Here is a 3,497-nt window from a genome sequence, read left to right on the forward strand (position 1 = left end):
GCAGCAGTAATTCTCCGAACAGTGACCCTGGCTTCAAAGGCATGTAAAGGTACCGCTTCAAATATCGTCGAGGTATCCGAAGAATCCTCGGGAAAGAGGTCATTATCGGCAGTTTTAATCCATGCTGCGCCCAGTAAAACGCCCGACTCGGCGGCCAGTCTCGCCTGTGTATCCAGAAAAGATTCTATTTCATTATTCGACGATATTGCGCCTACCTGCAGCAGGGCAGTTGCGCCGAAAGCCATGAGCATGGTAACGGCAACGACTCCTACCAGGGCAGAGGCGCCATTGTTTTTTATCGTCTTTCTGATATTCATCCTTAGTTTCTGCACCTGAAGCTCCCTTTTACCGGCATAAGAAAGTCCTTTTTATTGTACAGGGCTTTTATTCTCAAATCGGCATTGATGGTTTTACGGGTGACATCGAGATGAAAACCGCTCGCCATGTCAACTTTCATGATGGTATCTTCACCGATAAAAAACAATTTCATGGTATCGCCAAGGGTATCGTATTCATAAAGGATTGAATCCGCAAGGGAATAACCGGCGACAACCTCGGCGCCGCCCGGGGGAAGGGTGTCCCATACATAGATATTTCTTGTCGTTGTATCACCGCCGGATGCGCCCACCGTTTCACTTGAATCCAGAACAAGACTTCCCCGGCGGACGTCCCGCGCAATCTGCTGAATAATATTTTCCCCCTGCATCTGCATCCGGGATGCAATCGTGCCGTCGCTGATTTCTCCGGAATACATGCCCAGGAAAGACCAGGTAACCCCGCCCACAACCGCGGCAATAATCCCCACCGTCACCGCTTCAACGAGCGTGACGCCCCTGGTATCGTTCATGGGATACCGGTTATCCATTTTTCAAGCGTCAAGGTATCAAACCCCTCCGGTTCGAGCCAGTAAGCGGAAACCCGGATCTTTTTTACATCCACAGCAGAACCTCCTACCTCAGGATAAACCGATGAATCAGTCACAACAACCAGCAAAGTACACAAAAGTTCATCACCCGTCGTATCAGGCCGGCGCTCATCAAGAATACGCTCGTAATCATTTTCAAGGTCTTCAAGATGTGCATAATTTGCAAAACTATATGCAGGGTCTTCAAAACAGGAATCGATCAAATAGCGCGCCAACCTCCGGTGACGGTCGCCAACATCAAGCTCACGCCCCTTGGCAACAAGGGCGATGAAGCCGATAATACCGATTGCGAAAACCGAGGAAGCTACGAGCATCTCAACAAGAGTGAATCCTGTATCATTTTTTTTTGAACTACAAAAGATCAACCCTGTTCTCGCCTTAATAATGTGCAGTTTCTTCAATAACGTTGTCCGGATCTGAAATGTCGCGTATGGTTATGCTCCTGGCTTCATCATCAACCGACACCTCAAAATCATTTTCATCATCAAAAAACAGATTCAGGTCCGCGGAATCCGGATGAGTTCCGGTCTTGCGGAAATGAGTGTTTGCCGCCGTTTTTGCCGATAAGACAATGTTGTGTAATCTGTCTCTATTGCTTTTAGCAACATATCCATCATAGAGAGGAAAAGATATTGCCGCCAGTATTGCAATTATAACTCCAACAACAATTGTTTCTATAAGCGAAAAACCCGTTGAGCTTTTCATATTATTATCTAACAGCAACTCTCACCCCCACTATATTTAATGCCCTTAAGGATTAGTTTGAGTAGGTGTAGTATTCGCTCGAAAATGGTATGCCTGAGTTAATGTATTGTCGGTATCTTTTGCATGTCGCGCAACAACAGTATTGGCACCTAAATCAACCATAACAGCAATATCTGTTGGAACTATGAAATAATTTTCCACCTCATCTTCGTCATCATTAAGTGTTACAAATCTAATAGAAGTTGCTGGGTCAGCAGATTCTGAGCTGGTATACCACGTATCGGTGACAATATCTGCATCCGAACCGCCTTCACTTGTCCTTACCTGGCACCTATCGGTAAACTCATCGCCAAGGGTTGCCCAGGCTGTGCCAATAAAACTGGCGCACGATCCAGCAACATTTTCTGCAGTTCTTTGCCGTGAATCCCGAATATATCCGTTATACAACGGAATAGCAACAGCAGACAGAACAGCGATAATAACCGCAACGACAATAACTTCGATAAGGGTGAACCCTTCATTTTTCCTGAGGGACAACTTTTTCATAATTACACCTCTCCATAAATTTAAATTTCAGGTTGAAACATTTTTGTACATGAAAATTCAGGATGATTTTTAGTGATATATTTCTTCGCCACTCTCCTCCTTTCGTTTCAAACACTCTCAATTATTCATTTCAAAATTTTCCGATAAAACTAATTTAATTATATCAAGCTAATATCTCATCAGTTTCCCCAGCGTAAAAACCGGAAAATAGAGTGCTATTAAAATAAGTCCTACAACGCCTCCCAGTATAATAATTAAAAACGGTTCGATAATTGCCGCCAGGGAATCGACGGTGACCCGGATTTCCCGTTCATAGAAATCGGCGGCCTTTCCCAGGAGATCTTCGATACGCCCGGCGGCTTCACCGGTGGAGGTGAGCTGGCAGATCAGCACAGGGAACATCCCGGTGGCGGCCAGGGCCTGGCTGAGCAGTTCGCCGGTGCGAAGACGTACGAAAACCCGTTCAAGACTTTCCGAGTAAACCCGGTTGCCGACCACCGCGCCGGCGATTTCGGTTGCCTGAAGAATCGGGGTGCCGGCGCCGAGAAGAACCGCCATGGTACGGCAGAAACGGGCCAGAATGTTTTTTCGTAAAATCTCACCGAATACAGGGATATAGAGAATCCATTTATGAACAAATCTTTTAAATTTTTTATGATTCATCCCGATAATGAACCCTGCTGTAATCACCACTATTCCACCCCCAAATTTCAACCCATTGTACCGAATGACATTGGATATATTTATTAAAATCTGGGTGGGCACGGGGAGCGATGCATTAAAGCTGGCATAGAGGTTTTCGAATATGGGCACCAGTTTCCATAAAATTGCGGTAATAAGGAGTGCGACAAATCCTCCGATAAAAATCGGATACCGCATGGCGCCCTTGACCTTCTCTTTCATGGCCTGCACGTTTTCCATATACGTAGCGAGTTCTTCCAGCACCCGGTCCAGGGACCCCGAGACCTCACCGGAATGTACCAGGGCGACATAGACATCGTCGAATGCCCCGGGGTGACGTGCAATAGCGTCGGAAAATGCGCTTCCCATGGCGATATCGTCTGCTATGGCGTGGAGGATTTTTGAGAATCCGGGTTTTTCGGCAGTAGCAAGCTGGTCGAGCGCGTGGGCGATCGGTACCCCGGCATTGACCATGGTCGCCAACTGACGGGTAAAAAATACAACCGTTTTATAGGGCACCCGGGTCTGGTACTTGAGCAGCGCATTGTTGATCTTCTCGATATAGCTCTCATTTTTCCGGGTACCGTCAAAATTAAGCTCCTCGATATTCAGCGGCGTCAGCCCTCGCTCTGTCAGGCGA

At 46.8% G+C, this 3,497-nt stretch carries 6 protein-coding genes; all 6 read right to left on the reverse strand.

Annotated features, from left to right (window positions below; translation table 11 throughout):
* The coding region (locus GF401_08290) for a hypothetical protein (GenBank protein ID MBD3345045.1) at positions 1-332 on the reverse strand (332 nt) is incomplete at its 3' end.
* Complete coding sequence (locus GF401_08295) at positions 320-847, reverse strand: hypothetical protein (protein MBD3345046.1); 528 nt, start codon at positions 845-847, stop codon at positions 320-322. The genes GF401_08295 and GF401_08290, both read right to left, overlap by 13 nt.
* Positions 844-1,341, reverse strand: a complete 498-nt coding sequence (locus GF401_08300) for a prepilin-type N-terminal cleavage/methylation domain-containing protein (protein ID MBD3345047.1) — start codon at positions 1,339-1,341, stop codon at positions 844-846. Before GF401_08300 ends, GF401_08295 begins: the two co-directional genes overlap by 4 nt.
* Positions 1,304-1,630, reverse strand: coding sequence for a prepilin-type N-terminal cleavage/methylation domain-containing protein (locus GF401_08305; GenBank protein MBD3345048.1), 327 nt, complete (start codon positions 1,628-1,630; stop codon positions 1,304-1,306). The genes GF401_08300 and GF401_08305 overlap by 38 nt, the downstream gene beginning before the upstream one ends.
* Before the next feature lie 45 nt (positions 1,631-1,675).
* Complete coding sequence (locus tag GF401_08310) at positions 1,676-2,179, reverse strand: prepilin-type N-terminal cleavage/methylation domain-containing protein (GenBank protein ID MBD3345049.1); 504 nt, start codon at positions 2,177-2,179, stop codon at positions 1,676-1,678.
* Positions 2,180-2,344: 165 nt separating this feature from the next.
* Positions 2,345-3,497 (reverse strand): hypothetical protein (locus GF401_08315; GenBank protein ID MBD3345050.1); only part of this gene is annotated, 1,153 nt, incomplete at its 5' end.

The sequence above is a fragment of the Chitinivibrionales bacterium genome (genome assembly GCA_014728215.1).
Taxonomy (GTDB): domain Bacteria; phylum Fibrobacterota; class Chitinivibrionia; order Chitinivibrionales; family WJKA01; genus WJKA01.

Coding starts and splice junctions, on each gene's coding strand:
- GF401_08305 (MBD3345048.1), bottom strand. CDS start 1,630: ATGAAAAGCTCAACGGGTTTTTCGCTTATAGAAACAATTGTTGTTGGA.
- GF401_08295 (MBD3345046.1), bottom strand. CDS start 847: ATGAACGATACCAGGGGCGTCACGCTCGTTGAAGCGGTGACGGTGGGG.